General features: G+C 60.3%; 27 protein-coding genes. 24 read left to right on the top strand and 3 right to left on the bottom strand.

The window, feature by feature from the left end; translation table 11 throughout:
- Positions 1 to 11 precede the first annotated feature (11 nt).
- From BM344_RS04265 to flhB, 11 genes are all read left to right on the top strand, one after another.
- A complete protein-coding gene (locus BM344_RS04265) occupies positions 12 to 1,757 on the top strand; it encodes a PP2C family protein-serine/threonine phosphatase (protein WP_091986388.1) in 1,746 nt (581 codons plus the stop codon).
- A gap of 36 nt (positions 1,758 to 1,793) precedes the next feature.
- Positions 1,794 to 2,141: an Hpt domain-containing protein gene (locus BM344_RS04260; protein WP_091986386.1), complete on the top strand. Its 348-nt coding sequence runs from the start codon at positions 1,794 to 1,796 to the stop codon at positions 2,139 to 2,141.
- A gap of 117 nt (positions 2,142 to 2,258) precedes the next feature.
- Entirely contained in the window at positions 2,259 to 3,479 is a 1,221-nt protein-coding gene (locus BM344_RS04255) for a flagellar hook-length control protein FliK (protein ID WP_091986383.1), read from the top strand.
- 164 nt (positions 3,480 to 3,643) lie between these two features.
- A complete protein-coding gene (locus tag BM344_RS04250) occupies positions 3,644 to 4,153 on the top strand; it encodes a flagellar basal body-associated FliL family protein (protein ID WP_091986380.1) in 510 nt (169 codons plus the stop codon).
- Between the two features lie 35 nt (positions 4,154 to 4,188).
- Complete coding sequence (gene fliM / locus BM344_RS04245) at positions 4,189 to 5,187, top strand: flagellar motor switch protein FliM (RefSeq protein ID WP_091986378.1); 999 nt, start codon at positions 4,189 to 4,191, stop codon at positions 5,185 to 5,187.
- Positions 5,180 to 5,665, top strand: a complete 486-nt coding sequence (gene fliN, locus BM344_RS04240; RefSeq protein WP_091986376.1) for a flagellar motor switch protein FliN — start codon at positions 5,180 to 5,182, stop codon at positions 5,663 to 5,665. Before fliM ends, fliN begins: the two co-directional genes overlap by 8 nt.
- A 1-nt stretch (position 5,666) precedes the next feature.
- Complete coding sequence (gene fliO, locus BM344_RS04235; protein WP_091986373.1) at positions 5,667 to 6,116, top strand: flagellar biosynthetic protein FliO; 450 nt, start codon at positions 5,667 to 5,669, stop codon at positions 6,114 to 6,116.
- Positions 6,117 to 6,120: 4 nt separating this feature from the next.
- Positions 6,121 to 6,906 (top strand): flagellar type III secretion system pore protein FliP, encoded by a 786-nt coding sequence (fliP, locus tag BM344_RS04230; RefSeq protein WP_091986371.1) that lies wholly within the window; start codon positions 6,121 to 6,123, stop codon positions 6,904 to 6,906.
- A gap of 10 nt (positions 6,907 to 6,916) precedes the next feature.
- Entirely contained in the window at positions 6,917 to 7,186 is a 270-nt protein-coding gene (gene fliQ, locus BM344_RS04225; protein WP_008173075.1) for a flagellar biosynthesis protein FliQ, read from the top strand.
- A 3-nt stretch (positions 7,187 to 7,189) separates the two neighbouring features.
- Entirely contained in the window at positions 7,190 to 7,975 is a 786-nt protein-coding gene (gene fliR / locus BM344_RS04220; protein WP_091986369.1) for a flagellar biosynthetic protein FliR, read from the top strand.
- Between the two features lie 103 nt (positions 7,976 to 8,078).
- Complete coding sequence (flhB, locus tag BM344_RS04215) at positions 8,079 to 9,215, top strand: flagellar biosynthesis protein FlhB (protein WP_091986366.1); 1,137 nt, start codon at positions 8,079 to 8,081, stop codon at positions 9,213 to 9,215.
- A gap of 381 nt (positions 9,216 to 9,596) precedes the next feature.
- Here flhB and BM344_RS04210 read toward each other — a convergent pair whose 3' ends face one another.
- From BM344_RS04210 to upp, 3 genes are read right to left on the bottom strand one after another with little or no spacing between them, the layout of a single operon-like run.
- Entirely contained in the window at positions 9,597 to 10,451 is an 855-nt protein-coding gene (locus tag BM344_RS04210; protein WP_091986365.1) for a class I SAM-dependent methyltransferase, read from the bottom strand.
- A complete protein-coding gene (locus BM344_RS04205; RefSeq protein ID WP_091986363.1) occupies positions 10,432 to 11,688 on the bottom strand; it encodes a uracil-xanthine permease family protein in 1,257 nt (418 codons plus the stop codon). The genes BM344_RS04210 and BM344_RS04205 overlap by 20 nt, the downstream gene beginning before the upstream one ends.
- A gap of 2 nt (positions 11,689 to 11,690) precedes the next feature.
- Positions 11,691 to 12,329 carry a uracil phosphoribosyltransferase gene (gene upp / locus BM344_RS04200; RefSeq protein WP_091986361.1) on the bottom strand — a complete coding sequence of 213 codons (639 nt, stop codon included), beginning with the start codon at positions 12,327 to 12,329 and terminating at the stop codon, positions 11,691 to 11,693.
- A 207-nt stretch (positions 12,330 to 12,536) separates the two neighbouring features.
- Here upp and flhA point away from each other — a divergent pair, with 207 nt between their 5' ends.
- From flhA to BM344_RS04135, 13 genes are all read left to right on the top strand, one after another.
- The gene (gene flhA, locus BM344_RS04195) at positions 12,537 to 14,714 is read left to right on the top strand and encodes a flagellar biosynthesis protein FlhA (RefSeq protein WP_091986359.1); all 2,178 of its coding nucleotides are present in this window, start codon (positions 12,537 to 12,539) and stop codon (positions 14,712 to 14,714) included.
- 60 nt (positions 14,715 to 14,774) lie between these two features.
- Positions 14,775 to 16,073: a flagellar biosynthesis protein FlhF gene (gene flhF, locus BM344_RS04190; RefSeq protein WP_091986357.1), complete on the top strand. Its 1,299-nt coding sequence runs from the start codon at positions 14,775 to 14,777 to the stop codon at positions 16,071 to 16,073.
- A gap of 82 nt (positions 16,074 to 16,155) precedes the next feature.
- Positions 16,156 to 16,968 carry a MinD/ParA family protein gene (locus BM344_RS04185; RefSeq protein WP_091986354.1) on the top strand — a complete coding sequence of 271 codons (813 nt, stop codon included), beginning with the start codon at positions 16,156 to 16,158 and terminating at the stop codon, positions 16,966 to 16,968.
- Positions 16,969 to 16,997: 29 nt separating this feature from the next.
- Positions 16,998 to 17,741, top strand: coding sequence for an RNA polymerase sigma factor FliA (locus BM344_RS04180; protein WP_091986353.1), 744 nt, complete (start codon positions 16,998 to 17,000; stop codon positions 17,739 to 17,741).
- A 160-nt stretch (positions 17,742 to 17,901) separates the two neighbouring features.
- Positions 17,902 to 18,285, top strand: coding sequence for a chemotaxis response regulator CheY (gene cheY, locus BM344_RS04175; RefSeq protein ID WP_048495094.1), 384 nt, complete (start codon positions 17,902 to 17,904; stop codon positions 18,283 to 18,285).
- Positions 18,286 to 18,305: 20 nt separating this feature from the next.
- Entirely contained in the window at positions 18,306 to 19,091 is a 786-nt protein-coding gene (locus tag BM344_RS04170; RefSeq protein WP_091990781.1) for a protein phosphatase CheZ, read from the top strand.
- 16 nt (positions 19,092 to 19,107) lie between these two features.
- Positions 19,108 to 21,246 carry a chemotaxis protein CheA gene (locus BM344_RS04165; protein ID WP_091986351.1) on the top strand — a complete coding sequence of 713 codons (2,139 nt, stop codon included), beginning with the start codon at positions 19,108 to 19,110 and terminating at the stop codon, positions 21,244 to 21,246.
- A 56-nt stretch (positions 21,247 to 21,302) separates the two neighbouring features.
- A complete protein-coding gene (locus tag BM344_RS04160) occupies positions 21,303 to 22,463 on the top strand; it encodes a protein-glutamate methylesterase/protein-glutamine glutaminase (RefSeq protein WP_091986349.1) in 1,161 nt (386 codons plus the stop codon).
- Positions 22,463 to 23,203, top strand: a complete 741-nt coding sequence (locus tag BM344_RS04155; protein ID WP_091986347.1) for a flagellar motor protein — start codon at positions 22,463 to 22,465, stop codon at positions 23,201 to 23,203. Before BM344_RS04160 ends, BM344_RS04155 begins: the two co-directional genes overlap by 1 nt.
- An 18-nt stretch (positions 23,204 to 23,221) precedes the next feature.
- A complete protein-coding gene (gene motD / locus BM344_RS04150) occupies positions 23,222 to 24,004 on the top strand; it encodes a flagellar motor protein MotD (RefSeq protein WP_091986344.1) in 783 nt (260 codons plus the stop codon).
- Positions 24,005 to 24,200: 196 nt separating this feature from the next.
- Complete coding sequence (locus tag BM344_RS04145) at positions 24,201 to 24,998, top strand: ParA family protein (protein WP_091990780.1); 798 nt, start codon at positions 24,201 to 24,203, stop codon at positions 24,996 to 24,998.
- A complete protein-coding gene (locus tag BM344_RS04140; RefSeq protein ID WP_091986343.1) occupies positions 24,991 to 25,794 on the top strand; it encodes a chemotaxis protein CheW in 804 nt (267 codons plus the stop codon). The genes BM344_RS04145 and BM344_RS04140 overlap by 8 nt, the downstream gene beginning before the upstream one ends.
- 134 nt (positions 25,795 to 25,928) lie before the next feature.
- Positions 25,929 to 26,417: a chemotaxis protein CheW gene (locus BM344_RS04135; protein ID WP_091986340.1), complete on the top strand. Its 489-nt coding sequence runs from the start codon at positions 25,929 to 25,931 to the stop codon at positions 26,415 to 26,417.
- The last annotated feature ends 59 nt before the right edge of the window (positions 26,418 to 26,476 follow it).

Here is a 26,476-nt window from a genome sequence, read left to right as displayed (position 1 = left end):
CCGGAGTTCTCATGGATGATTCCGTTGCAGAACACGGCCCTCTCAGGATCCTGATTGCCGACGATTCCGACAGCGACCGACTCATTCTCAAGACGCTGCTCAAGCGCCTCGGGCATGACGTGGTGGATGTCACCAACGGCTCTGACGCCGTCGCCCGCTTCCGGGAGTTGTCGCCCGATCTGGTCTTGCTGGACGCACTGATGCCGGTGATGGATGGTATGGAAGCCGCGCGGCAGATCAAGGCCCTCGCTGGCGAGCAACTGGTGCCCGTTATTTTCCTTACCTCCCTGTCCGAAGCCGGCGCTCTCGCACGCTGTCTGGAGGCTGGAGGCGACGACTTCCTCGGCAAGCCCTACAACCGCATCATCATTGAAGCCAAGATCAAGGCCTTCAACCGAATGCGGTTGATGCACCGAACCCTGTCCAACCAACGAGACCTGATCCGCGAGCGTAACCGTCAGTTGACCGAGGAGCAGGAGGTCGCCAAGCGGGTGTTCGACAACGTTGCTCACTCCGGCTGTCTGGATGCCGACAACATCCGCTACCACGCTTCCCCCCAGTCAATCTTCAACGGCGATGTGCTGTTTGCCTCCCCCAGGCCCTCGGGCGGCATGCTGGTATTCATGGGCGATTTCACGGGCCATGGCCTGCCGGCGGCCATCGGGGCCATGCCGGTTGCGGAGATTTTTTATGGCATGTCCAGCAAGGGCTTTAATGGCCAGGACGTGCTCAAGGAAATCAACCAGAAACTCACGCGTATTCTGCCCACGGGCATGTTCTGCTGCGGCGCTATGATCGAGGCGGATTTCAAGCACAACCAGCTCCAGGTATGGAACGGAGGTTTGCCGGATGGCTGGTTGGTCCGGGGAGACGGAGAGACCGAGCTGCTGCCCTCCCGCCACCTGCCGTTGGGTATCCTTGCCCCCGAGGCGTTCAATGCCGAATTTGAACGGATTGGAGCCCGGCAAGGGGACCGGCTACTGATGATGACAGACGGGTTCCTGGAGGCTGCCAATGCGGAAGATCGGGTGTTCGGTGAGGCAGGGGTTCGCGACACCCTGAGCTCGCTCAATCGTGAGGCGCACCCGTTTGACGCCCTGATGTCGGCGGTGCGGGAGTTCAAGGGGACGCCGGGTGATGGCGATGATCTCACGCTCTGCTGTCTGGATATGAGCGATGAGTCGGGCATGCCCTTCCCGACGGACCGGGTAACGCCTTCAGCCCTTGCTGGTCCGGCGGAGTGGCGGTGCAGTTACGAGGTGCGTGAGCAGACCCTGGGCGAATTCAGTCCGCTACCGCTGCTGCTGCATATCTGCATGGAGGTCCCTGGGCTGCGTCGCAAGAGTGGTGAAATCTATACCATGCTGGCGGAGCTCTACAACAACGCCCTGGAGCACGGTGTGCTGGAGCTGCCGTCAGAGTGGAAGCAATCCAGGGACGGGTTCGGTCAATATTACGCAGAGCGCCGGCGCCGCCTCGCCGAGATTGACGGCCACTACATACGCTTTACCCTGCATCATTCACTGAAAGATGAGGGTGGCCGGCTGCGCATCACCTGCGAAGACAGTGGTCGTGGCTTCGACTTCCACAACCACCCTGGCCTGGTATCCGACGGGTTGCAGGTGAGCAGAGGGCACTATGCCGGTCGGGGTTTACTCCTGCTCCGGCGTCTTGCCGAGTCGATCCGGTTTCATGGCCGGGGCAATCATGTTGAAATTGTGTACGACTGGCATTTTTCCGAGACCCCCGGCCAATAGGGGGGAACGGTATTGAACACACAAGGAGGGTTGGTCATGGGTGACAAACCACACCTAGATGAAGAGGCACTGGCAGAACTCCAGGACGTGATGGAGGACGAATTCGAAGTTCTGATCCAGACCTATCTCGCCGATTCACGGGATCGAATTCACAGCCTTCGGCAGGCGCTGGAGGCCGACGATGGCGACGCTTTTACCAAAGCCGCCCACAGTTTCAAGGGCAGTTGCATCAACATTGGTGCACCCAGGCTCGGGGAGCTTTGTCTGGAGGCGGAGAAGGCTGGAAAGGCATCAAGGCTTGATGAGGCACCCGCGTTGCTGGATGCCATTGACGCTGAATTCCGGCAGGTCACGCAGAGGCTACACGCGCTTCTGGTAAGCTGACGGTACCATGGCATCACATTTGCTTTGACTATCGCATAACGGAACAAACTGCCTCTACCACGGCTTCAAACCGGCAAGGTAAGGGCGATCATGCGATAAAAGCGGCAAGAGGTTGCCATGGCCCAGATGGTTCTCCCCCAAACCCCCGCGCCCGGGACCCACAAGGATCCCGGCCCGTCAAAGTCTGTTTCCAGCCCTGATCCGGCCGACAGGAAAAGCGATTTCGAGTCTGTCTCCAAGGCTGAACAGCAGCGTCTTGATCGCAAGCAGGCCGAGCGCAAAGACGCCGCGAAAGCCCAGGACGCAAAAGCCCAGGAAAAGACCAGTGAATACCGGCCGGAGTCGCCCGATCAGGCAAAGGCCGGCGAAACCTCCGGGAAAGCGGCGTACGGGGAGGTGTCGGCCAGTAACGGGCCACAGGAGTCGCAAGACACCGCTGAACCTTTGCCGGCGGACGCACTGGCGGCAGGGAACGGTGAATTGGCCGTCGATCCACTGCTGTTGCCGCTGACCTTTGCGGAGCTTCAGAGCCTGGTGAACCCGCAGGGTGCCCGTGCATTGGAAGCGCCCGCCGTGGCAGCCGGGCTTCAGAACGCCATGAACGGTCAGTTGAGGGAGGGCGGGCTTCAGACTGCGTCGCAGGGCCCGCTGCACGGATTGCGAGGGGTCGCCACCGGCCAGGCAACCCTGAGGAATGCCGGCGTGGTACAGGACGGGCCTACGGCCGAATCCCTGAAAGCGTCGCTGGTGACCGAGCTGGGACGTAGCCCGGAGGCGAACTCGCTGCCTGCTAACGGGCGCTTTCAGTCGGCCATGGATCTGGTGTCCCAGCAGGCGGCCGGCGGCAACAACACGGCCCGTCTGACTCCAGAAACAGCCGCCCCCCTTCGTGGCTACGCCACCTCCATCGATGTGCCGGTTGGCCATGCTGAATGGGGCGACAAGCTGGTGGGTAAGCTGAGCTGGCTCACCGCCAGAAACATGTCGGTTGCCGAAATTCACCTGACACCGCCGGATATGGGCCCCATGGAGGTCAAGGTGCGTGTTCAGAACGAGCAGGCCAGCATCACGGTACACTCTGCCAATCCGGTGGTACGTGACCAGCTGGAACTGAACTCCCACCGCCTGCGTGACATGCTGAGCGAGCAGGGGCTGTCCCTGGCCGGCTTTGATGTCTCGGATTCGCCCCAGCAGCAGTCCGGCCAGCAGGAGACTGCTGACGGCCAGGCCGCCGGGGGCACCGGCACCGCTCTCGTTGACGGGGATCCGGACGCCGATGGTAGCCACGCCCATACCCTGGATCTCAGCTGGAAGGGCGAAGTGGACATCTTCGCCTGATCGTTTGTCCTGCCTCTTCCAAACTCCTTTGCCCATCCTTCCCTGCAACGCTAAACTGCGGTTTTGAACGGGAAGGCTGGGTGTTCTGGCCCGCCCTTTGCATCCACTCCTGAAAAGTCGCGGAAAAGCGCTTCCGCCGACGGATTTCTGGCAAAGCGGACACTATGGCTGAAAACAACGAAACTCAGGCGGCGCCTGCCAAGAAGGGTAAACTCAAGCTGATCATCATGCTGGTTGTGGTGGTGATTCTGGCCATCGTATTGTCGGTAGTGGGAACCCTGTGGTTCCTCGGCGGTGGATTGCCAGGCATGGGCGATGACTCCGGCGAAGCGCAAGAGGTCACGGAGGAGGCGTTTACCCCGAGCAATTACCATGTCCTGGACAAGGCAGTGGTTACCACCATTCAGGCGGAAGGGCGGCAACGTTACGGCCAGGTTCACCTGGCGCTGGAGTCTGGCAGTCCCGAGGCACTCGAAGCGGCCATGCTGCACATGCCGCTGATCCGGAGCCAACTGGTGATGGTGCTTGGCAGCAGTGACTTCAACAATCTCCAGACACCGGAAGGACGCCAGGCACTGGCTGACCGTATGCTGGCCACCGTGAACCAGGTGCTGGAACAGGAAGGCGAGGCTCCCATCAAGCGGGTGTTGTTCACAAATTTTGTTGTGCAATAGGGCACGAGCCAGGCATTTCAGGGGCAGGACTAAACATGCAGGACTTGTTATCACAGGATGAAATCGATGCGCTCCTCCACGGTGTGGACGACGGCGACATTGATACCTACGAGGAAACCGACGATACCGGTGTAAAGTCCTACGACCTCTCCAGTCAGGACCGTATCGTCCGGGGCCGGATGCCGACCCTGGAAATGATCAACGAACGTTTTGCCCGTTACACCCGGATCAGCCTGTTCAACCTGATGCGCCGAAACGCGGATGTCTCCACCGGGGGTGTCCAGATTATGAAATTCGGCGAATACATCCACACCCTGTACGTACCCACGAGCCTTAATCTGTGCAAGGTTCGTCCGTTGCGCGGCACCTCCCTGTTCGTGCTCGACGCCAAGCTGGTGTTCAAGCTGGTGGACAACTTCTTCGGGGGCGAGGGTCGCCATGCCAAGATCGAGGGACGGGAATTCACACCGACCGAGACCCGAATCGTGCAGATGGTTCTCGATCAGGTATTCCACGATATGAAGGAAGCCTGGCATGCGGTGCTGAAGGTGGAGTTCGAGTACCTCAGTTCCGAGGTGAATCCTGCCATGGCCAATATCGTGAGTCCCAGCGAGGTTGTGGTGGTCAGCACCTTCCACATTGAGTTGGACGGTGGCGGGGGCGAACTACATTTTGCCCTCCCGTACTCCATGATCGAGCCCATCCGGGACGTTCTCGACGCCGGCGTTCAGAGTGACATCGACGATGTGGACGAGCGCTGGGTGAATGCTCTCCAGGAAGACATCAAGGACGTAAGTGTGCCCATCAACACCACGGTCTGCAGGCGGCGCATCTCCCTGCGGGATATCGCCAAGCTGAAAGCCGGTGACATCATCCCCGTGGAAATTCCGGAGCAGTTGACGGTGACCGCCAACGGAATTCCCATCTACAAGGCCACGCTGGGCACCCGAGACGGAAAACTGGCACTGAAAGTTCAAGAGCGGGCAACGTTGCCCAAGGTAAAGAAACAACTGAAGGTGGGACGTAATGGCTGACGACGACAAGAAAGACGAGCAGGAGCTCAGCGAAGACGAGAAGCTGGCCGCCGAGTGGGAAGCCGCCATGGAGGAATCCGGCGACGACGGTGACCGCGAGGACGAGTGGGCCGCAGCCATGGCCGAGGCCGGCGAGTCGGAAGACGACGACGTTCAGGCGGCGCCCATGGAAGAGTTTGGACAGGACAGCAGTCTCGCCAAGGGCGGCGGCCAGGCGCCGGACATTGATGTTATTCTCGATATCCCGGTGACCATTTCCATGGAAGTGGGTAATACGCAGATTCCCATCCGAAACCTGCTGCAACTGAATCAGGGGTCAGTGATTGAGCTCGACAGGCTGGCCGGTGAGCCCCTGGATGTACTGGTAAACGGCACCCTGATCGCTCACGGCGAGGTGGTCATGGTCAACGAGAAATTCGGCATTCGCCTGACCGACGTGATCAGCCCGGGCGAACGCATCAAACGGTTGCAGAAATAACATGCGATTTTCTTTGCCGGGCGCTCTGGCGCTGTTTGTCACTGCGCCTGCCTGGGCGCAGGAGGCCGCCAATACGGCAGCGAAGCAGGCGCCAGTGCGGGCGCCCGACACCCTGGGCACCATCGTCAGCCTGGGATTGGGGCTGGTGGCGGTGGTTGCCGTGATCTATGGCTGCGCCTGGATCATCCGGCGAATGAATGGCATGACGGGCATGAACAACAACGCCATCAAGGTGGTCTCAGTGATGGCGATTGGCGCCCGAGAGCGCATTGCGCTGATCGAGGTGGGAGGGCAGCAGATACTGCTTGGCATTACGCCTTCTGCCATCCGCACGCTGCACGTGTTCGACGAACCTGTGGTCGATGCCAGCGCCGCCGGTTCCGGGGATTTTGCCCGAAAGCTGCAGGGCATGATCGGTAAGTCCTGGACCTCGCCGACAAGGAATGACTAGGGCCATGCGAGCCGAAACCCTGAAACGACTGCTTCCCACGTTGATAGGCATTGCCGGCCTGATGTTGCCGGCTTTCGCCATGGCCCAGGACGCCACTGGCGCCACCGGCATTCCCGGTATTCCGGCTTTTACCGTGACACCCGGCGAAGGCGAGGGCGCGCAGGAATACTCGGTGACCCTGCAGATCCTGGCGCTGATGACCGCGCTGACATTCCTGCCAGCGATGCTCATGATGATGACGTCGTTTACCCGCATCATCGTGGTGTTTGCCATACTGCGCCAGGCCATCGGCCTGCAGTCGACACCGTCCAACCAGATTCTGCTGGGCCTGGCGCTGTTCCTGAGCATCTTTATCATGAAGCCGGTGCTGGAAGAGGCAAACCGGGTGGGGCTTCAGCCCTACCTGCAGGAGGAAGTGACCTCCCTGGAGGCGGTGGAGCTGGCCAGCCAGCCGTTCCGCAAGTTCATGCTCGAACAGACCCGCGAGGACGATCTGGCCCTGTTCATGCGAATTGCCGACGTTCAGTACGACACACCCCAGGACGTCTCTTTCTGGGTGCTGATGCCGGCCTTCGTGACCAGTGAGCTCAAGACCGCGTTCCAGATCGGGTTCATACTGTTCATACCGTTTCTGATCATCGATATGGTGGTGGCCAGTGTGCTTATGGCCATGGGTATGATGATGCTGTCTCCGATCATCATCTCGCTGCCGTTCAAGATCATGCTGTTTGTCCTGGTGGACGGGTGGGCCCTGATCATGGGAACCCTGGCCGCCAGTTACGGAATATAGGAGCCGCGTCATGACCCCGGAAACCGTCATCGACATCCTCCGAGAGGCCCTATGGATGATCGTGCTGCTGGCGTCGATCATCATCGGCCCGGGCCTGGTCATTGGCCTGGTGGTCAGCACCTTCCAGGCAGCAACCCAGATTAACGAACAGACCCTGAGCTTCCTGCCGAGGTTGCTGGTCACGCTCATTGTGATCATCGTCTGGGGCCCATGGATGCTGACCCAGTTGCTTGATCACGCCAACCGGCTGTTCGGCAACATACCCTACCTGATCGGCTAGCGGATGATACCGGCGGAGATCAGCGTTGACCTGATCGGCCAGTGGGTCGGTCAGCACCTCTGGCCGCTGTTTCGCCTGGCCAGCTTTCTGATGGTGATCCCCATTTTCGGTACCCAGCTGGTTCCGGCTCGTGTGCGCCTTGGGCTGGCGTTGCTGATGACCGTCCTGATCGTACCCATGATCCCTCCGGTGCCCCAGGTGGATGCCCTGAGCGCCGATGCCGTTGTCATCAGTCTGCAGCAAATCCTGATCGGGGTGGGCATGGGCTTCGCGCTGACGGCCCTCTGGCAACTGTTCGTCATCGCCGGCCAGATGATCGCCATGCAGATGGGCCTGGGCTTCGCCTCCATGGTCGACCCGGCCAACGGCGTCAACGTACCGGTGTTATCCCAGATCTACACCATTACCATCACGCTACTGTTCCTGGCCATGAACGGCCACCTGGTGGCCTTCGAAGTGTTCATAGAAAGCTTTCGCACCCTGCCCATCGGCATGGAAGGCCTGGGCCAGGCCGGTGTCTGGGAACTGGCCCACCGCATCAGCTGGATGTTCGCCTCCGCCATGCTGCTGGCGCTGCCGGCCGTGACTGCGGTACTGATCGTTAACATCTCCTTCGGCGTGATGACCCGCGCCGCGCCCCAGATGAACATCTTCGCGCTGGGTTTCCCGATTGGCCTGATTTTTGGATTGTTTGCCATATGGGTGCTGCACGCCAATTTCCTGCCGCACTTTGACCAATACTCCCGCGAGACGTTTGAATTTATGCGGGGGTTGCAGGGGCAGCCTTGAATCTCTCTGATGTGCGCCTCGGAGACTCTACGCAGTGAGTATGCAGAGGCGGGTGGGGCAAGCTTGCCCCGCCCGCCGAAACTGACAATTTCGGAAGACCGGAATGGCCGAAGAAAACGACAACAGTCAGGAAAAAACGGAAGAGGCCACCCCCCGACGACTTGAGAAAGCCCGGGAGGAAGGCCAGACCGCCCGCTCCAAGGAACTGGCCACCATGGCCGTGCTCCTGGCCGGTGCCGGCGGCCTGCTGATGTTCGGTGCCAGCCTTGGGGCCTCGCTGGAGGCCATCATGCGCGACAGCTTCGTGATCGAACGCTCCGCCATCTTCGACATGCGCCACATGAGCGTACAGCTCATCCAGTCCGCCAAGGAAGCCGCCTGGGCGCTGGCTCCCATCCTGGTGATGCTGCTCATCGCCGCCGTCTTCGGCTCTATCGGTATCGGCGGCCTGCTGATCAGCGGCAAGGCCATCGCGCCGAAACTCAACCGCATGGACCCGATCAAGGGCCTGGGGCGCATGTTCTCCGCGCGCTCCCTGATCGAGCTGGTTAAAGCCGTCGCGAAAGTTGGCCTGGTGCTGGCACTGGCCATCCTTATCCTGAACCTGCGTACCGAAGACCTGTTGGCCATTGCCGAGGAGCCGGTCGTGCCGGCCATGGAACACGTGCTCTGGACCGTAGCCTGGAGCTTCTTCCTTCTGTCCTGCGCCACCATCATCATTGCCGCCATTGACGTGCCGTTCCAGATTTACGATCACCAGAAGAAACTGCGCATGACCAAGCAGGAGGTGAAGGACGAATACAAGGACACCGAAGGCAAGCCGGAAGTGAAGGGCAAGATCCGCCAGCTCCAGCGCGAAATGGCCCAGCGCCGGATGATGCAAGACGTGCCCAAGGCCGACGTGGTCATCACCAACCCGACTCACTATGCCGTGGCGCTGAAGTACGACCAGAAGGCCATGGCGGCGCCGGTGGTGGTGGCCAAGGGTGCCGATGAAGTGGCCTTCAAGATCATGGAAATTGCCCGGGAAAACAAAGTGGAGATCCTCAGAACGCCGCCGTTGACCCGGGCGGTCTACCACAACACCGATCTCGGCGAGGAGATCCCCGACGGCCTGTACATGGCTATTGCCCAGGTGCTCGCCTACGTGTTCCAGCTCCGCCAGTTCCGCAAGGGACGTGGGCCCAAGCCCGGCATGCCTGACTTCCCGATTCCGTCGGATTTGCGGCGTGACGTCTGAGTTTGGAGTTGGGTTCCTTCTGGTAGCCTGAGGGTTTGGGAGTTCGCGCGGTTGTGGGTGGCCTTTTCAGGACACGCTACGAGCACATCCATGTGCGCTTGACTGTGGCCATCCATGGCCACAGACAGTCCTGAAAAGGCCACCCACAATCGCTTATCAAACCGCTTCGATATCGCTGAGAAATACTTATCTAACTCAGGAGCTTTTGGCGGATTCCCGTCAGGTTTGCGAGGTTTGTGGGGCTGCCTCCCAAAAATGTCGGCGGCCAAGGATGGCCGACGCCAAGCGCACATGGATGTGCTCGTAGCGGTTTTTGGGAGGTAGCCCCACGAACCTCTTCCACCCGAACCTGCAGGCTAGGGCAGGAGTCGACTGGCTAGATCAGCAACCAGCTTCGATAACTCGAACCATCGGCTCGCCGCGGCTTTCGGGAATCGGCAAGATTCCATACCAGGACCGTGGGTCATGCACGGTGGCCGAGGCGAATCCACAGGACAGGAAATGCTCCCGTGCCTGAGCGTCAGTATGGAAGTGGAACGACACCTGGCTGCGAGTTGCGGCGCCGAGGAGCGAGCCGAGGGCTTTGAGGGAGGTGTTCAGCAGTGGCTGGGAGGGCTGGTAATAGCTCTCGGACAGATAGATGGACCCCGGGCGCGTGGCCATGGCCGCGGCCAGGCGGCGCCAGAAATCGGTGATGGTTTCGAGGGAGAAGTAGCTGGTCAGGCCCTCGGTGACGATGATCACCGGCTCGCGGTTATCGAATACCCGGTCGATGACCTTTTCCAGTTGGTACTCGCCGTAGTCGGCCAGAATATCGATGGGCGTGACCTGGTGATGGTCACCGAGGCGACCGGCGGCCATGAGCCTGAGGGCCTTGCGGGCGGCCATGTCGGGGAGGTCGGCTTCGACCATGTGGAGCAGGGGGTGTTTCTGGCGTAATCGAATGCCCCTCGGGGACATGCCGCAGGCGATTTCCAGGACCTGAGTGATGCCCATTTCGTTGATGGCCCGGTCAATCAGATGATCGATGATCAGGTGGCGTTGCAGCAGGAAGGTTCGGATGTTGCCGCCGATGGCCGCCTTGCTGGCGGCTTCGAAGGGGGTCATCAGGCGGTAGAGCCAGCGGCCTTTCTCTGTGGCCAGAGCATCGTCGGAGAGCCCGTACCGGTGCCAGACGGCACCGGTGTACAGGGCGGTGAAGCTGATACCGGAGCTGTCAGTCGGCCTTTTGCTCATACATCGCTTTGCCCCAGGCCTCGCGACTGCCCGGCAGTATCAGGTTCAGGATAATGGCGGCCACCGCGCACAGGGCAATGCCCTCCAGGTGCCCGAGTACCATGCCACCGATGCCAAACACCAGGGTGACACCCACGATAACCAGGTTGCGGGACTGCGCCAGGTCCACCTGGTGGCGGATCAGAGTGTTGAGGCCAACAACGGCAATGGAGCCGAACAGCAGGCACAGGATGCCGCCCATGACCGGCACCGGGATGGTCTGTAGTGCCGCGCCGAACTTGCCGACGAACGCCAGCACGATGGCAATGCCAGCGGCCCACCACATAACCTTCGGGTTGAAGTTCTTGGTGAGCATAACGGCGCCAGTCACTTCCGAGTAGGTGGTGTTGGGTGGTCCGCCGAGCATGGAAGCGGCGCTGGTGGCCAGGCCGTCACCGAGCAGGGTGCGGTGCAGGCCTGGCTTTTCCAGGTAGTTCTTGCGGGTTACGTTGCCAATGGCCAGCACGTCACCAATGTGTTCTATGGCCGGGGCGATGGCCACGGGCACCATGAACAGGATGGCACCCCAGCTGAATTCCGGGGCCACGAAATTGGGCATGGCGAACCAGGCGGCTTCGCGGATGGGGGTGGTATCCACGATGCCGGCGAACGCAGACAGGATGTAGCCGGTGATCACCCCGAACATGATCGGGATCAGCCGGAAAATGCCTTTGGCCCAGACCGACATAACGATGGTCACCGCCAGGGAAATCATCGCAATCCAGATGGCGGTGTCGTAGGGGATCAGTTGCGTCGAGCCGTCACCGGTACGGCCGGAAGCCATATGAACGGCCACCGGAGCGAGGCCCAGGCCGATGGTCATGATGACCGGTCCGATAACCACCGGGGGCAGCAGCCGCCGGACAAAGCCGGTGCCGCGCAGGCGAACCAGTCCGCTCAGCACGATGTAGAGGATACCCGCTGCCATCAGGCCGCCAAGGGTCTCCTCCATGCCAAAGCGGCCCTTTGAAGCAATAACCGGTGCGATGAATGCGAACGAGGACGCCAGGAAGATCGGAATCTGGCCGCCGGTCACCACGTGAAAAATCAGGGTGCCGAGGCCGGCGGTAAACAGGGCCACGTTGGGATCCAGGCCAGTAATCAGCGGCATCAGAACCAGGGCGCCGAACGCCACCAGCAACATCTGTGAGCCGGCAATGGCCTGTTTCCAGACCGGGTCGTTGGAGTGGTCCTGCATATTTATACGTCCTTCTGCTTGGTGCCGAAGATCTTGTCACCGGCATCGCCGAGACCCGGGAGAATATAGCCTTTCTCGTTCAGACGCTGGTCAACGGAGGCCGTATAGATGGACACATCCGGATGCTTCTCGAGGACTTTCTCGATACCCTCCGGTGCGGCCACCAGTACCAGCGCGCGGATTTCCGTGCTGCCCGCCTTTTTCAGCAAATCGATCGTGGAGATCATGGAGCCGCCGGTGGCCAGCATGGGGTCGACGATCAGCGCCATGCGCTGGTCCAGCTCGCCCACCAGCTTTTCCAGGTAGGTACTCGCTTCCAGGGTTTCTTCGTTGCGGATCTGGCCAACGACGCTCACACGGGCCACCGGGATCAGGCTCAGCACGCCATCCAGCATGCCCAGGCCGGCTCGCAGGATCGGCACGATGGTGATTTTCTTGCCGTGGATCTGCTCCACGGTGACCGGGCCGGCCCAGCCCTCAATGGTCTTTTCCTGCAGGTTGAAGTCCTTGGTGGCCTCGTAAGTCAGCAGTGCGCCGACTTCCTGTGCCAGCTCACGAAAATTCTTGGTGCTGATGTCCGCACGGCGCATCAGGCCGAGCTTATGGCGGATCAGGGGGTGTTTTACCTCGTGGATTGGCATGGGATCACCTGTGGTCTGAGTGTGGTCGATCAAATGGCGCAAGGATACCGCATCTGGCGGAGCGAGTCAGGTCGCGAGCCGGCGTGATTCCGAAAAAATACCCGGGGTGGTACGGATCTTGCCGCTTCTCTCCGAAACGACGCCCCGGCGTCAGATTTTCGACCCTGAGAGCGCCTTCGGGCACCGCCAATCGGAGAAGGTTCCGGCATGGACAGAGCTTTGGTCCTTAACAACGTCAAATCCCTGACGCGAGGCAATATCGGCGTTCCCCTCATGCTGATGGGATTGCTGGGCATGATGATCCTGCCCATGCCCGCGTTCCTGCTGGACGTGTTCTTTACCTTCAATATCACGCTGTCTATCGTCATCCTGCTGGTGTGCGTGTACGCGCTCCGGCCCATGGAATTTGCCTCCTTTCCCACGGTGCTGCTGGTGGCCACGTTGCTGCGTCTGGCCCTGAACGTGGCCTCCACGCGGATCGTGCTGCTGAACGGCCATGAGGGCGGGGATGCGGCCGGTAAGGTCATCGAGTCCTTCGGTGAGGTCCTGATTGGCGGCAACTACGCCGTGGGTCTGGTGGTGTTTGCCATTCTGATGATCATCAACTTCCTGGTGGTCACCAAGGGTGCCGGCCGTGTGTCCGAGGTAAGTGCCCGCTTCACCCTGGACGCAATGCCTGGTAAGCAGATGGCCATTGATGCCGACCTCAACGCAGGCCTGATCAACCAGGACGAAGCCAAACACCGGCGCGCCGAGATTGCCCAGGAGGCGGACTTCTACGGCTCCATGGACGGTGCCTCCAAGTTTGTGAAAGGCGACGCCATTGCCGGCCTGCTCATTCTGTTCATCAACATCGTCGGCGGTGTGGCGATTGGTATGCTCCAGCACGGTCTGGATTTTGGCCTGGCCATGGAGCGCTACGCGCTGCTGACCATCGGTGACGGTCTGGTCGCCCAGATCCCGTCGCTGCTGCTGTCCACCTCGGCGGCGATCATGGTAACCCGCGTCACTTCCAGCCAGGACATGGGCGGGCAGATCCTCCAGCAGATGTTCAGCGCGCCCAAGGCGCTGTCCATCGCCGCCGCCATCCTGATCATCCTCGGCCTGATTCCCGGCATGCCCCACGTAGCCTTCCTGGGGTTGGGGGCACTGGCCGCCGGCGCCGCCTGGTACATCTGGAAGCACCAGCGCCAGACCGTGGAGGAAGAGGGCGCGTTTCCGGCGCGGGGTGGTGGCGGTGCGCCGCGGCCTGCGGGCCGGGATCTTCCGCCGGGCGGTGATGCCGGGGGCGATCAGGCGCGGCAACTGCCGGCGCCGGGAGAGACCCGTGAGCTGGGGTGGGATGACGTCGCCACGGTCGACATTGTCGGCCTGGAAGTGGGTTACCGGTTGATTCCTCTGGTGGACAAGTCCCAGGGAGGCCAACTGCTCAGTCGCATTAAAGGCGTCCGCAAGAAACTGTCGCAGGATCTGGGCTTCCTGATGCCGTCAGTTCACATTCGGGACAATCTCGACCTGATGCCCAATGTCTATCGCATCACGCTGATGGGCGTGACCATCGCCGAAGCCGAGATTCATCCCGATCGGGAACTGGCCATTGATCCGGGGCAGGTGTTCGGCAAGGTGGAGGGTATCCAGGGCAAGGATCCGGCGTTCGGGCTGGATGCCATCTGGATCGAGCCTGACAAGAAGGACCAGGCCCAGACCCTCGGGTACACCGTGGTTGATGCCAGTACTGTGGTGGCGACCCATCTCAACCAGGTGCTGCAGAAGCATGCCCACGAACTGCTGGGCCATGAAGAAGTCCAGAAGTGGCTCGACCAGTTGGAGAAGATATCGCCAAAACTGGCGGAGGAGCTGGTGCCGACCACGGTGTCCATAAGCCTGCTGCTGAAAGTGCTGCAGAACCTTCTGAAGGAAGAGGTTCCTATCCGGGACATGCGCTCCATCGCCGAGGCGATCGTGAACGTGCATCCGAAGAGCCAGGATCCGAAGCTGCTGACCACCGTGGCGCGCCAGTCGCTTCGGAGGATGATTATCCAGAGCATCTGCGGCAACGAATCGGAGATTCCGGTGATCACCCTGGATCCAGACCTGGAACAGTTATTGCTGAAGTCTGTTCAGCAGAGTCAACAATCCGGCGGTCAGGAGGATATTGGCCTGGTTCTGGAACCGAACATGGTAGAGAAGCTCCAGCGTTCGTTGCAGGACAGCGTCCAGCGCCAGGAGATGCTCGGCAAGCCGGCCATCCTGCTGGTATCCGGCCCGCTGAGGCCGGTGCTGGCGAAGTTCGCCAGCTACGGGGTGGAGCGGCTGCACGTGCTCTCCTACCAGGAAATACCGGATAACAAGCAGATTACGATTGTGGCGTCCGTTGGCCAGTAACGGCGCGGATGACAGAACGGACGGCGCCGGAACGGCGTTGCCGGTGGAGGAAAAGGCATCATGAAAGTAAAACGGTTTTTTGCTCAGACCATGGCAGAGGCGTTGAAACAGGTCAGTGAACAGATGGGGCCGGACGCCGTCATTCTTTCCAACCGGCGCGTGGACGGTGGTGTCGAAATTGTGACGGCACTGGACTACGACGAAAATATGGCGCGTCAGCGGCTGGGAAGCCGTGCAGAGGAAGCCACCAATGGCTCCCGGCTGGCTGAATTGCAGGCCGACCAGCACCGTCGGCTCGAGGACGAGCTGAGCCGCTCCCGCGATCGGATTCGCGAGGTTCGGGAGAAGCGGGCCGGGCAGGGTGCCGGTTACGCCCGGGCATCGTTTTCAGACATCCAGCAGACGGTGGACGAGCAGGCGGATGTCCGGGCACCGTCGATTGGTCGTGCAGGTGAGGCCTATTCTGATGAGCTGGCGCAGATGCGCGCCGAGATCAGCTCGCTGCGCGATCTCATGCAGGGGCAAAAGCCCCAGTCCCCGTCTGAGCCATCGGCCACCAGCGCCGTCCAGCAACGGCTGGCGGAACGGCTGCAGGAGTTCGGTCTTGGCAACGAGCTGGCAGTGTCCATTGCCCGACGGCACAAGGCCGGACGTCTGGAGGACGGCTGGAAACAGTCCCTCAAGATGCTGTGCACCGGCGTACGCACAGCGCGGACCGAGTGGCTGGACCAGGGCGGCGTGTTCGCTCTCGTAGGCCCCACCGGTTCCGGCAAGACCACAACGATCGGAAAACTGGCGGCGCGCTATGTGCTCAAGCATGGCTCGGACGCGGTCGCGCTGGTTACCACGGACCGCTACCGGGTAGCCGCCCACGAGCAGCTGTTCGTGTTTGGCCGCATCCTGAACGTTCCGGTGCGGGTGGTGGATGAGAGCCACAGCCTTGACGATATTCTTGACGAGCTTTCCGACCGACACCTGGTGCTCATTGACACTGCCGGGCTGACCAGTTCTGACAAGGGCTATCAGGAACAGTTGGCTGAACTCGCCCAAAGCCACCACAATGTCCGCACGCACCTCGTGGTGTCGGCGACCAGTCAACCGCGGATCATGAAATCCGTGTGGCATTGCTATAAGATGGCAAATCTTGCGGGCTGTGTGATGACCAAGGTAGACGAGGCCCTGACGCTCGGCGAATCTCTCGGCTTTGTCATGGAAACCGGCCTGCCCGTGGCCTATTACACTGACGGGCAGAAGATTCCGGAAGATCTGCACCATGCCCAGGCCGTTCCGTTGGTGCGGCTGGCAGTCGATCGCCTGAAAGCCCTGCAGCGACAGCAGGCGGTTGCTGAGGGCGCCTGAAGATTGAGACCTGTCATCGGATGCGTGGCAGGTGTCCGGACACACAAGACCCGGTTAAACGTGGCGAGAGACAAAAACGAGTATGAGCAAAGCACATCCGGTACAGGTGATCGCGGTGACAGGCGGCAAAGGTGGTGTCGGCAAGAGCAACGTGTCGGTGAACCTTGGCATAGCGCTAGCCCAGAAAGGGCGCAGGGTAGTGCTTCTGGATGCCGACCTGGGCCTTGCTAATATCGACGTACTGCTGGGCATTACCGCGAACCGGAATCTCCAGGACGTGCTGGCCGGAGAGTGCGATCTTAAAGATGTGCTGGTGAATGGCCCTGGGGGTATCAAGATTGTCCCCGCGTCCTCGGGTACCCAGCGGATGACCCAGCTAACCCCCATGGAGCATGCCGGGCTCATCAATGCCTTCAGTGAGCTGGGCGACCAGATTGACGTATTGATTGTCGATACCGCCGCCGGCATTTCCGAATCGGTGGTGAGTTTTCTGCGGGCTTCCCAGGAACTGCTGCTGGTGGTCTGTGATGAGCCCACTTCCATCACAGATGCCTACGCACTGATCAAGTTGATGAACCGCGACTACGGCACCAACCGCTTCCGCATCCTCGCCAACCAGGTGCGCAACGAGCAGGAAGGACGCCACCTGTTCGAAAAACTGACCCGTGTTACCGAGCGCTTCCTTGATGTAGCGCTACAATATGTGGGAATAGTGCCCTACGATGAAGCTGTGAAAAAAGCGGTTCAGCGACAGCGAGCGGTACTGGATGCCTACCCCCGGGCCAAGGCGTCCCTGGCCATCAAGGCACTGGCGGACAAAGTGGACAATTGGCCGCTGCCGTCTTCACCCCGGGGACATCTGGAATTTTTTGTGGAGCGGCTCGTCGAAGTCTGAATCGGATCCTGTCAAACAACACCGGATACATGGCATTGGCGAACAACCTCGGTATCTACAACCAGTCTGGCACCCAGAGGCCCTCCCAGCTTGTGGAACAGCATGCGCCCCTGGTGAAGAAAATCGCCCTGCACCTGATGGCGCGGCTGCCAGCCTCTGTACAACTGGAAGACCTGATGCAGGCCGGCATGATCGGGCTGCTTGAGGCGGCCCAGCGCTACAGCTCCACCCGCGGTGCCACCTTTGAAACCTACGCCGGTATCCGCATCCGGGGTGCCATGGTGGATGAGATCCGCAAGGGCGACTGGGTGCCACGCTCTGTGCACCGGAATGCCCGCCGAATCTCCCAGGCCATCAAGGCCGTTGAAGACCGTCTTGGTCGTGAGGCGACCGACCTTGAAGTCGCCGATGAGCTGGGCATGGGCCTGGCTGAATACCATTCATACCTTTCCGACGCCAACAGTGGCCGACTTTTTAGTCTCGATGAGCTCAATGAATCCGGGGAGCTGCCGATAGAAGAGACAGAGACCCAGGACAATCCCCTGGAAGGGCTGTCATCGGATGCTTTCCGCCGCAGTCTGGCTGAGGCAATTGAGGATCTGCCGGAGCGCGAGAAGCTGGTGTTGAGCCTGTACTACCAGGAAGAGCTGAACCTGAAGGAGATCGGTGCGGTGCTCGGGGTCAGTGAGAGCCGGGTCAGCCAGATTCATAGCCAGGCTGCGCTGCGACTGAGAAGCCGGTTGTCGGACTGGCACCAGGGTGCCGGTCGCTGAGCGCGCGCCGTGTGTCCGCACTCAGGCAGACTGTAGTTTTTGGTAACCGACGCTTTACAACCGTGGTAAAGGACTGACAATAAGCGGTTAAAACAGCGGCCTGCTAGACTTCGAGCAGATAGGTCAAACGAATTCCGGGTGTTACTAACTGGAGGTCCCATTGGACAAGAACATGAAAATCCTCATTGTGGACGATTTTTCCACAATGCGACGGATCATCAAGAACCTGCTGCGTGATCTCGGCTTCACCAACACGGATGAAGCGGACGACGGCAACACCGCGCTGCCGATGCTCAGAAGCGGTAAATACGATTTTCTGGTGACTGACTGGAACATGCCCGGCATGTCCGGTTTTGATCTCCTGAAGGCGGTCAGGGCCGATGAAAATCTCAAGACCCTGCCGGTGCTGATGGTTACCGCGGAAGCCAAGCGGGACCAGATTGTGGCCGCTGCCCAGGCGGGCGTAAACGGGTATGTTGTCAAGCCGTTTACTGCCGCAGTGCTTAAGGAAAAGATTGAGAAAATCTTTGAAAGAATCCAGTAACCAGAGGTCGGATGGCTCTCATGAGCGATAGCAAACAGAACCATCGGGGCCTGGAACCGGAGGTGACGGAAAAACTCGAGCGGCAGGCGGCCGAGCTGGCGGAGAGCGTTAGCGCCGGTGATTATGCCAAGGCCATGACCCTGATCAATGAACTCAGCGAGGTTCGCGATCAGAGTCTGTATCGGGAGGTCGGTCGGCTGACCCGAAGCCTGCACGAAGCTATCCGGAACTTCCAGATAGATCCCCGAAATGCCGAGCAGCAGGAAGCCTTGTCCAAAATGACAGACGCTTCCGACCGGCTTGAGTACGTGGTGCAGATGACCGGCGAGGCGGCCAACCGCACCATGGACCTGGTAGAAGAGACCATGCCGGTGGCCAACGCCCTGCGGGATGAAGCCTCGTCGCTTCGCGATGAATGGCAGCGCCTGCGTCGTCGGGAGATGCAGCCGGCGGAATTCCGGGAGCTGTACGGACGGATCGACCGGTTCTTTGTCAGCATGGCGACAGACGCCGACACCATGTACAACAACCTGTCGGAAATTCTTCTGGCCCAGGACTTCCAGGATCTCACCGGCCAGGTAATCCAGAAGGTCACCGCTCTGGTCAAGGAAGTGGAAGAGCAGATGCTCAGTCTGGTGGTCATGGCCAGCCACGTGGATCAGTTGACGGGCACTGTCCACCAGATTGAAGAGCGGCAGGAATCCGCGGAACAGGGTGTCGGGCCCCAGATCAAGGCCCATGAGCGGGAAGATGTAGTTTCGGGGCAGGACGACGTAGACGACCTGTTGTCCAGTCTCGGTTTCTGATTAAAGAGGGTAACGCATGGCGTTCGATGCTGATGAAGAGATTTTGCAGGACTTCCTGGTGGAGGCCGGCGAAATACTCGAGAAGCTGTCAGAGCAGTTGGTAGAACTTGAGCGACATCCGGATGACAGTGATCTGCTCAACGCCATCTTTCGTGGCTTTCACACCGTAAAGGGCGGCGCCGGCTTTCTCCAGCTCGAGGCGCTGGTGAACTGCTGCCATTCGGCGGAGAACGTGTTCGATATCCTGCGTAACCACAAGCGCAAGGTGGATTCTGAGCTGATGGATGTGGTTCTGGAAGCTCTGGACCATGTGAACGCCATGTTCGAGCAGGTTCGCAACCACGAAGAGCTCACCCCGGCCCCGGACGAGCTGATTGCGCGCCTCGATGCGTTTGCGCAGCCGGAATCCCAGGACGCTGGCGCCCCGGCGCAGCCCGCCCAGTCGACGGAGACCGCGGAAGCGGCTGAAGATGGCGGGGATATCACCGACGATGAGTTCGAGCAGTTGCTGGATGCGCTGGCTGATGAGCCGAAAGCCTCGACTGCGGAAAAAGCACAGGCGGATGAGAAGAACAGCGACGCTTCCGGCGACGACGACATCACAGACGATGAGTTCGAGGCGCTGTTGGATCAGCTCCACGGCAAGGGTCAGTTTGCGGGTGCTCCGGCAGCCGATGAGCAGTCTTCAAGCGGTCAGGAGCAAGCCGGAAACGCCGGGGGCCAGGCCGCCGACAAGTCTCCGGCTGGATCCGGCGACGACCTGATTACCGACGACGAGTTCGAAAAACTGCTGGACGACCTTCACGGCAAAGGTGGTGGCCCTACGGCCGGAAAGGCTGCCGGTTCTGCGCAACCGGAAAAGCCGCGAGCCGCGGAACCTGATTCCGCCAAACCCAAATCTGCCAAATCCGCCGGGCCCGCAAAGCCCGACGAAAAACCGGCAGCCAAGGGCGGTGCTGCACCCGCCATGCCGGCGCGCGAGAATGCCCCCGCGGCGGAGACGACCGTTCGGGTGGACACCAAGCGCCTGGACGACATCATGAACATGGTTGGCGAGCTCGTACTGGTGCGCAACCGACTCCAGCGCCTGGGTGCGGAAAGCGAAGACGAACACATGCACAAGGCGGTTTCCAACCTTGACGTGGTGACCACCGATCTCCAGTCGGCGGTGATGCAGACCCGCATGCAGCCGATCAAGAAAGTGTTTGGCCGGTTCCCTCGAGTGGTGCGTGATCTTGCCCGGAGCCTCAAAAAAGAGGTCAACCTGGTCATGCACGGAGAGGAGACCGATCTGGACAAAAACCTGGTGGAAGCCTTGTCCGATCCCCTGGTTCACCTGGTTCGCAACTCAGTGGATCACGGCATTGAGTCGCCAGATGTACGAGAGAAGGCCGGCAAGCCTCGCCAGGGCACGGTCACCCTGTCAGCGGAGCAGGAAGGCGATCATATTCTGCTCTCCATTGAGGACGACGGTGCCGGTATGGATCCGGAGGTCCTGCGTCGCAAGGCCGTGGAGAAGGGGATCTATGATCAGGATGCGGCAGACCGGCTTACCAGGACCGAATGCTACAATCTGATCTTCGCCGCCGGCTTCTCCACCAAGGAACAGATCTCCGACGTGTCCGGCCGTGGGGTCGGCATGGATGTGGTGAAAACCAAGATCGGCCAACTCAACGGGCAGTTGAATGTTGAGTCCGAGCTGGGCAAGGGCTCGCGAATTGTCATCAAGGTACCGCTGACGCTGGCGATCATGCCGACCCTGATGATCATGCTGGGCGACCAGTCGTTTGCCCTGCCGCTGGTGAACGTGGTGGAGATCTTCCACCTGGACCTGACCAAGACCAACATCGTCGATGGTCGCGAGTGCATCGTGGTTCGGGAGCGGGTGTTTCCGCTGTTCCACATCAAGCGCTGGCTGGTTCGAAACGGCTCTTCCCAGGAGGTGCCGGAGAACGCCCATGTGGTGATTGTTGCCATGGGAACCAAGCAGGTTGGCTTTGTGGTTGACCAGTTGGTCGGACAGGAAGAGGTGGTTATCAAACCGCTGGGCCGCGCCCTCCAGGGAACCCCCGGCATGGCCGGTGCGACCATCACGGGCGATGGCCGGATTGCACTCATTATTGATGTTCCAAGCCTGTTGCAGCATTACGGCTGAGCTGAACCGCACAGGTGATACCAGGCAGAGAGCGAAGGATTGGGTAGGAGAATTGGATGACAGTTTCTGTCCTGGTCGTTGATGATTCAGGTTTTTTTCGAAAACGGCTGACGGAGATCCTGACCAGTTCCGGCCAGATCAAGGTGGTGGGTGCCGCCACTAACGGGCGCGAGGGTGTGGAGCTTGCCGAAAAGTTGCGCCCGGACGTGATCACCATGGACTACGAGATGCCGGTAATGGATGGCATCACCGCCGTGCGGGAGATCATGCGCAAGCGCCCGACACCGGTACTCATGTTCTCGTCCCTCACTTATGAGGGTGCCCGGGTCACCCTGGACGCGCTCGAGGCGGGAGCGGTGGACTTCCTGCCGAAGAATTTCGAAGAGATTGCGCGCGACAACAGCCAGCTACAGAAGATCCTCATCGACCGGATTCTGGACGTAGCCCGCAGCCGGCCCGGTAACAAGGCGGCGCCAGCTGCTCCGGGGCCGTCGGCGCCGGCAGGCCGGGAATCATCACCGGCGTTGCGGTCCCGAACGGCGCCGGTGGAACGGCCTCGTTCCGCGCTACGGGAACGGCCTGCTACCCAGGCACCGGTCGGCGACCCGGAGGCTGGCCGCCGCCCGGTTCGGCGAGGTCCCGCCCGGCATTACGCCGTGGTGGGTATTGGCACCTCCACCGGTGGCCCGGTGGCCCTCCAGCGAGTGTTGACGGCTCTGCCGGCCTCGTTTCCGGCGCCCCTGGTGTTGGTTCAGCACATGCCTGCCAGCTTCACCCCCGCCTTTGCCGAACGACTCAATAAGTTGTGTCAGATTGAAGTGCGCCAGGCCGAAGATGGCGATGTGCTCCGGCCTGGACTTGCCTTGCTGGCGCCGGGCGGCAAGCAGATGATGATCGAGAACCGGAGCGGCCAGGCCAGGGTTCGCATACTGCCCGGGGACGAGCGCCTTAATTACAAACCCTGTGTGGATGTCACTTTCGGTTCGCTGGCTCGCAGCTTTCCGGGTAAGACCCTTGGCGTGATCCTTACCGGCATGGGCTCGGACGGCAAGGAAGGTTGCCGGCTGATGAAGCAGAGCGGATCGGACGTGTGGTCGCAGGATGAGAAGTCCTCGGTCATTTACGGAATGCCCATGGCCGTGGCCAAGGCGGGTCTGACCGACGAAGTGCTGTCACTGGATGACATTGGCCCCCGGCTGATCGAGGGCGTGAGCTGATGGATATCCTCTCCCTGCTCGGGGTTGTTCTGGGCTTTGCCGCGATCCTCGGTGGTAATCTGCTTGAGGGCGGTGCCCTCGCTTCCCTGTTCAATGCCCCGGCGGCGATCATTGTCATCGGTGGAACCGTGGCGGCAACCATTCTGCAGACGTCCTGGCCCATGCTCAAGCGTGCCTTCAGTCAGGTGCGTTGGGTGTTCGTGCCGCCGTTTATCAGCCTGGAGGACGGCATTGGCAAAGTGATCGACTGGAGTGTGAAAGCTCGAAAGCAGGGGCTTCTGGGACTTGAAGGGCTGGCGGAGCGGGAGCCGGAAACCTTCGCACGCAAGGGATTGCAACTGCTGGTGGATGGTGCCGAACCGGAAACCATTCGCAGCATCATGGAGGTGGATCTGGAATCCCGGGAACAGCGGGATCTGGAATCGGCCAGGGTGTTTGAGGCCATGGGGGGCTACTCGCCCACCATCGGTATCATCGGTGCGGTCATGGGTCTGATCCAGGTGATGACCAATCTGGAAGATCCGCAGTCCTTGGGTAGCGGCATTGCCACCGCTTTTGTGGCCACCATTTACGGTGTTGCCCTGGCCAACCTGCTTTTCTTCCCTGTGGCCAACAAGATGCGGGGCATTGTGCGCGAGCGCACCCGCTACGAAGACATGATGATTGACGGCATTATTGCCATCGCCGAAGGCGAAAACCCGAAATCCATCGAATTGCGGCTGCGGGGCTTCCTGCAGTGACCGCACGCAGGCCAACTTATGAGGCGCCGTAGGCAAGCCCCGGACGATCTGCACAACAAAGAGCGCTGGCTGATTTCCTACGCCGATTTCATCACGCTCCTGTTCGCCTTTTTCGTGGTGATGTATTCGGTGTCCTCGGTGAACCAGGGCAAGTACAAAGTGCTCTCCGAGACCATGACCGGCGTCTTCAACGCGCCCCAGCGCTCCTTTCAGCCCATTGAGGTGGGAGACCAGCCCAGACGATCCCTGGAGGCTCCGGCCGATGACGTCATTCCTCCGACGGTAACGGAAGCCCCTCAGAACCCCGAAATGGACGCCCAGGCCCGGACTGAAGCCCTCCGTGCAATGGCCGACCAGTTGGCACTGGAATTTGATGAGCTGATCAATCAGGGGGTGGTGACCCTGGAGACCAGTGACCGCTGGCTTGAGCTCAATCTGCCGAACAGCCTGTTGTTTGGCAGTGGCGACGCCGAGCCTCATTACGATGCCTTTGAAGTGGTTGAGAAGATTGCCACGGTGCTGAATAACCGGGACAACGCCGTCAAGGTTGAGGGCTTTACCGATAACCAGCCCATCAACACATCCCGCTTTCCATCCAACTGGGAACTGTCCGCGGCCAGGGCGGCGGCGGTTGTCCGAATGCTGGTGATGGAAGGTATCGAGCCGGAACGGCTGGCGGCCGTTGGCTATGGCCAATACCAGCCGGTAGCCCGTAATGACACCGAGACAGGACGGCAAAGGAATCGCCGGGTGGTATTGCTGATTTCGCGGGATGCCAGCATCCGGGGCGCAATGCGCTGACAGTTCTCCTCGGCAGATGCGTATATCCCGGTTGGCATGGTTCCTGTATTACTCCCGGTTAATATCAAACGACGGCAACCGCTTGCCGGTATTCCTGTTCGCCGCTCGTTCAAGTTGCCCGCAGACTGGCCGATAACCCCTCAGGTACGCGCCGCGGGCTGTCGGCGAAATGACCTGTCTTCTGGAGAACCAAAGCGTGCGAATCTGGGCAGTAGCCAATCAGAAAGGTGGTGTGGGTAAGACGACAACCGTGGTCACCCTCGGCGGATTGCTTGCCGAACGGGGCAAGCGGGTACTTGTCGTCGACCTCGATCCCCACGGCTCGCTGACCAGTTGGTTCGGTTACGACCCTGACACCATTGCTCACAGCGTCTTCGACCTCTTCCAGCACCAGGGCAAGGTGCCACAGGGTCTGCCAGCCCAATTGATTACGGAAACCAGCTGCAAGGGACTGTCCCTGCTGCCAGCCAGCGCGGCGCTGGCGACTCTCGAGCGCCGTATGATTGGTGTTGAGGGAATGGGGTTGATTGTGTCCCGGGCATTGACCCAGCTGTGGGACGACTTTGACTATGTGCTGCTGGACAATACGCCCTCGCTCGGCGTGCTGATGGTCAATGCCCTCGCGGCGGCCCAGCACCTTATTATTCCAGTGCAAACGGAGTTCCTGGCCATCAAGGGCTTGGAGCGGATGTTGCACACGCTTCAGATGATCATGCGCTCGCAGAAGAATTCACTTGCCTACACCATCGTGCCCACCCTGTACGACCGACGTACCCAGGCCTCGGTGAAAAGCCTCAACCTGTTGCGGAAAACATACCGGGACACGCTCTGGCAGTTTGCGATTCCGGTGGATACCAAGTTCCGGGACGCCAGCCAGGCAGGAGTGGTCCCCTCCGCTCAGGATGCTGAAACCCATGGAGTTCGAGCCTACAGCCACTTGCTGGACGATCTGATGTCGCGGGTTGGCCAGGTGAGGGAGCGTCAGCATGGCTGACGAAAAGTTGACACGGCTGGCGGACCCGGAATCCGCCATTGCCAGTTACCTCGATGAGTTGCTTCACACCGCCACGGATACCGCCAGGCGTGAGGAGACATCCGAATCGTTGGTGCAGGAAGCGCCAGCAACGAAACCAGCTCCTGCACCTCGCCCGGCCGTTACCGCCGAAAAACCGGCACCGAAGCCGGAACCAGCCAGGCCGGTCAGGGCGAAGCCTTCGGAACCGGCCAGCCCAAAGACGCCAGTGGCCCCTCACATTGCGGAGCCAGTGGCGCAGAAACTGGATAAAGCTCCGGCCGAGCCTGCACCTGTAGCGCCACCCTCCCGCCCTGAGTGGTCGGACAAGCCGTTCGAGTGCCTGATCTTTACGGTAGCAGGGCTGCAGCTGGCAGTGCCATTAATCCTGTTGGGCGCCATTCACCGGATTGAGGATGAGATCCGCCCGATTCCCGGCAGCCCCCGCTGGTACATGGGCATTCGGGCCGACCGTGACCAGAACCTCCGGGTGGTAGACACAGCCGAGTGGATCATGGCCGGGCGGGTTCCGGAAAATGCCCGGGACAATTACCGATTCGTGATCCGGCTCGATAACAGCGAGTGGGGCCTGGCCTGCGACGATGTCGCCCAGTCCTTTACGCTGAAGCCCGACGAAGTGCGCTGGCGGACTGCCCGCAGCAAACGCCCCTGGCTGGCAGGAACCGTTATTGATCATATGTGCGCACTGATTGACGTTCGCACCATGGCCGACTTGCTGATCAGGGCTGAAAGAGAGCACCATCTGGACTTGAGCTGAAGCAAACAACCGTTACCGAATGAAACCGAGCCTTGCTGGCACGGTTTGTGCCCTTAACTATAGTATTGGGCACTGATGATAATTTTTTGACGATCAGGTTGCCCGCCGGGCAGCCCCAGAGGAGAAACATCGCTATGGCATCCCCGAGCGGAAAAACCAATCAGGCCCAGGACGATCAGGTACTGCAATACGTTACCTTCCGGCTGGATGATGAGACTTATGGTCTGAATGTCATGCAGATCCAGGAGGTGCTGAGATACACCGAGATTGCGCCGGTTCCTGGTGCCCCGGATTATGTGCTCGGCATTATCAACCTGCGGGGTAACGTGGTTACGGTCATTGATACCCGTCGCCGTTTCGGCCTGGCCGACGCAGAGGTGACCGACGCCACCCGGATTGTGGTGATGGAATCCGCAAACCAGGTCATGGGTATTCTGGTGGATTCGGTGGCCGAAGTGGTTTACCTGAAGTCCAGTGAAATTGAGACCGCACCGAACGTGGGTAACGAGGAAAGTGCCAAGTTTATCCAGGGCGTGTGCAACAAGGATGGCGAACTGATCATACTGGTCGAGTTCGACAAGATGCTGTCAGATCACGAATGGGCTGAAATCGCCGCACTGTAATAGGGGGCTACCCTGCGCAGTGCCAACCGATGGATGCCTTCCGTGGTCACAAACGGGAG

It is taken from the genome of Marinobacter gudaonensis (assembly GCF_900115175.1).
GTDB lineage: Bacteria > Pseudomonadota > Gammaproteobacteria > Pseudomonadales > Oleiphilaceae > Marinobacter > Marinobacter gudaonensis.
The sequence above is the reverse complement of the archived record's forward strand: the minus strand, read 5'-3'. Positions and strand labels throughout refer to the sequence as shown.

Coding starts and splice junctions, on each gene's coding strand:
- BM344_RS04260 (WP_091986386.1), top strand. CDS start 1,794: ATGGGTGACAAACCACACCTAGATGAAGAGGCACTGGCAGAACTCCAG.
- flhA (WP_091986359.1), top strand. CDS start 12,537: ATGGACAGAGCTTTGGTCCTTAACAACGTCAAATCCCTGACGCGAGGC.
- motD (WP_091986344.1), top strand. CDS start 23,222: ATGAGGCGCCGTAGGCAAGCCCCGGACGATCTGCACAACAAAGAGCGC.
- BM344_RS04165 (WP_091986351.1), top strand. CDS start 19,108: ATGGCGTTCGATGCTGATGAAGAGATTTTGCAGGACTTCCTGGTGGAG.
- BM344_RS04250 (WP_091986380.1), top strand. CDS start 3,644: ATGGCTGAAAACAACGAAACTCAGGCGGCGCCTGCCAAGAAGGGTAAA.
- BM344_RS04265 (WP_091986388.1), top strand. CDS start 12: ATGGATGATTCCGTTGCAGAACACGGCCCTCTCAGGATCCTGATTGCC.
- fliR (WP_091986369.1), top strand. CDS start 7,190: ATGATACCGGCGGAGATCAGCGTTGACCTGATCGGCCAGTGGGTCGGT.
- BM344_RS04135 (WP_091986340.1), top strand. CDS start 25,929: ATGGCATCCCCGAGCGGAAAAACCAATCAGGCCCAGGACGATCAGGTA.
- fliM (WP_091986378.1), top strand. CDS start 4,189: ATGCAGGACTTGTTATCACAGGATGAAATCGATGCGCTCCTCCACGGT.
- BM344_RS04155 (WP_091986347.1), top strand. CDS start 22,463: ATGGATATCCTCTCCCTGCTCGGGGTTGTTCTGGGCTTTGCCGCGATC.
- fliQ (WP_008173075.1), top strand. CDS start 6,917: ATGACCCCGGAAACCGTCATCGACATCCTCCGAGAGGCCCTATGGATG.
- fliN (WP_091986376.1), top strand. CDS start 5,180: ATGGCTGACGACGACAAGAAAGACGAGCAGGAGCTCAGCGAAGACGAG.
- fliP (WP_091986371.1), top strand. CDS start 6,121: ATGCGAGCCGAAACCCTGAAACGACTGCTTCCCACGTTGATAGGCATT.
- fliO (WP_091986373.1), top strand. CDS start 5,667: ATGCGATTTTCTTTGCCGGGCGCTCTGGCGCTGTTTGTCACTGCGCCT.
- BM344_RS04210 (WP_091986365.1), bottom strand. CDS start 10,451: ATGAGCAAAAGGCCGACTGACAGCTCCGGTATCAGCTTCACCGCCCTG.
- BM344_RS04170 (WP_091990781.1), top strand. CDS start 18,306: ATGAGCGATAGCAAACAGAACCATCGGGGCCTGGAACCGGAGGTGACG.
- upp (WP_091986361.1), bottom strand. CDS start 12,329: ATGCCAATCCACGAGGTAAAACACCCCCTGATCCGCCATAAGCTCGGC.
- BM344_RS04140 (WP_091986343.1), top strand. CDS start 24,991: ATGGCTGACGAAAAGTTGACACGGCTGGCGGACCCGGAATCCGCCATT.
- BM344_RS04205 (WP_091986363.1), bottom strand. CDS start 11,688: ATGCAGGACCACTCCAACGACCCGGTCTGGAAACAGGCCATTGCCGGC.
- BM344_RS04180 (WP_091986353.1), top strand. CDS start 16,998: ATGGCATTGGCGAACAACCTCGGTATCTACAACCAGTCTGGCACCCAG.
- BM344_RS04255 (WP_091986383.1), top strand. CDS start 2,259: ATGGCCCAGATGGTTCTCCCCCAAACCCCCGCGCCCGGGACCCACAAG.
- flhB (WP_091986366.1), top strand. CDS start 8,079: ATGGCCGAAGAAAACGACAACAGTCAGGAAAAAACGGAAGAGGCCACC.
- BM344_RS04185 (WP_091986354.1), top strand. CDS start 16,156: ATGAGCAAAGCACATCCGGTACAGGTGATCGCGGTGACAGGCGGCAAA.
- BM344_RS04160 (WP_091986349.1), top strand. CDS start 21,303: ATGACAGTTTCTGTCCTGGTCGTTGATGATTCAGGTTTTTTTCGAAAA.
- flhF (WP_091986357.1), top strand. CDS start 14,775: ATGAAAGTAAAACGGTTTTTTGCTCAGACCATGGCAGAGGCGTTGAAA.